The organism is Mesorhizobium sp. P2_F8, assembly GCF_056403655.1.
Genome location: NZ_JBFUFB010000082.1, coordinates 1 through 2,094 on the forward strand (window position 1 = coordinate 1; position 2,094 = coordinate 2,094).

The window sequence follows — 2,094 nt, forward strand, 5'->3', positions numbered from 1 at the left end:
GTCGTAACGTTCCGCCCAAATATGGTTTCCCGTGGTGGCATCGACTAGCTGGCCGGTTACGCGCAGGCGCTCCCCCGCCTTTCGGACGCTGCCTTCCAGTACATAGCGAACGCCGAGCTCGCGCGCGACCTGACGGATTTCTGGCGCCTTGCCCTTGTACGCGAAGGTCGAATTTCGGGCGATGACGAAGAAGCCGCGAAGTTTCGATAGGGCGGTGATGATATCCTCGGCGATCCCGTCGCCGAAGTATTCCTGCTCTGGGTCGCCGCTCATGTTCTGGAACGGCAAGACGGCGATCGACGGCTTGTTGGGCAGCGCCAATTTTCCACCCAACAAGTCGGGCACAATCGGCTCTCTGGCAGTGTCCCCGTTTAAGACCACACGAAAGGCTCGCACCGGCCGCGCGATGTTTTTGAGGTCTTTGTCGCCGAGATCCTCGAATTCATCCTTCAGCTTGTCGCGCACCTGCTCATATGCCGCACCCGACAGGCAAATCCCATTAGGTTCGGCGATACCTTCCAGACGGGCAGCAATGTTGATACCGTCGCCCATCAGGTCGCCGTCGCTCTCCTCGACTATGTCGCCGATATGGATACCGACGCGGAACTCGATACGTCGATCAGGTGACACGCCGGCATTGCGTTCAAGCATGGCGTTCTGCACCTCGATGGCGCACCGGACCGCGTCGACCACGCTGCGGAACTCGACGAGGGTTCCGTCTCCAGTGCGCTTCACCACGCGTCCGGTGTGTACGGCGATGGTAGGATCAATGAGGTCGCTGCGGAGCGCCCGGAGGCGCGCGAGCGTCCGATCTTCGTCCGAGCCTGCCAGCCGGCTGTATCCGACGACATCGGCGGCCAGGATCGCCGCAAGCTTGCGGGTCTCGCTCACCTTGCCCCTCCTTCGCTATCCGACATAACACAGACTCAGGGGCAGGGCTGCTTCATTTTTGAATAGCAAGATTTCGCGGCGATGGAGGGCACTCCGGGTCTCCCATTGACCGGGCAGCCGCTTTCCATCCGAAGCGCGACATTGCCGGCGATTGCTGAAATGTCTCGAAATGGCGCGTTCCTGACATTCAGTCCGAAGAAGTTGAGTGTCTGCCTTGGGGTGAGAATAGGCCATTCGCAGGCGCCTGTTTTTGACCACCGGACTTACCTCAGCCGCGGCGCGGGTCGCGGTTGCGCCAAATGCAGTCGCATGCGAACGGCTCGGAAATGACCGGTTGCAATTACGGCGATCAGCTATGGCGTGGCAATCGAGATCGCGTCACATGAACTTTGGGCGACATCAGCTTGGACAAGCACTAAGGTCGCCTTCGACGGGAAGGAAGAAGCGACGCCGTTCGCACGCGGTCAGTTCGCGTGGAACAGTTTGCTTCGCGAAATCGATCAGATCTTGGGGCGTCCGAAAAACCCGTATGACGCGAACGTCTTCATCATAGGGCACAAGTACGACCCTCGTACCATCTGAATTGAAGGCCGCGCGTATCGGTGCCGGCCGCCTATTCTCCTCCTTCGGACCGCCAAGCACTGCCATCTCGCGTCCCGTCCGCGCGGCCCAGAGCCGGGCCGTGCCGTCCTGAGTTGRGGCTGTCAGAACATAGAGACCGTTAGGACTGAATTGCGCACTGGTTACTGCACCGGTGTGCCCTCTGAGAACGACCTTTTCCTTTCCGTCTAGAACGCTCCAGATTCGTGCGGTGCCGTCGCGTGAGGCAGTCAGTAGTGACTGACCATCCGAACTGAACGCGACTTCGGTGAGCTCATCGCGATGACCTCTTAAGATCGCGACGGTGCGCCCATCCTTGACTGTCCAGATCCGCGCTGTGTGGTCGAGCGAGGCCGTGGCGACCAGATTGCCGTCCGGACTGAATGCTGCCCCGGTGATTCGACCCTCATGCCCGACCAGTTTCTTCAGTTCGGTCCCGTCCGTTTCCAACAGGTGCGCGGCGTTGTCGCTGGTCGCGGCGAGGACGAGATCGCCGGCCGGCTCGAAAACAACCCGCGCACTTGTTTGGATAGTGGAGACTTCGGCGCCACTCGCTGCGTTCCACAACCGTGCGGTGCCGTCAGTCGAACTTGCCTCCAGGAG

2 protein-coding genes are annotated in these 2,094 nt (G+C 60.4%); both read right to left on the bottom strand.

The features are described 5' to 3' along the window. Positions 1-891, bottom strand: an 891-nt coding sequence (locus tag AC1DZP_RS35965) for an adenylate/guanylate cyclase domain-containing protein (RefSeq protein ID WP_477309077.1), incomplete at its 3' end; no start/stop codon positions are given. Positions 892-1,290: 399 nt separating this feature from the next. Next, positions 1,291-2,094 (bottom strand): WD40 repeat domain-containing protein (locus AC1DZP_RS35970; RefSeq protein ID WP_477309079.1); only part of this gene is annotated, 804 nt, incomplete at its 5' end.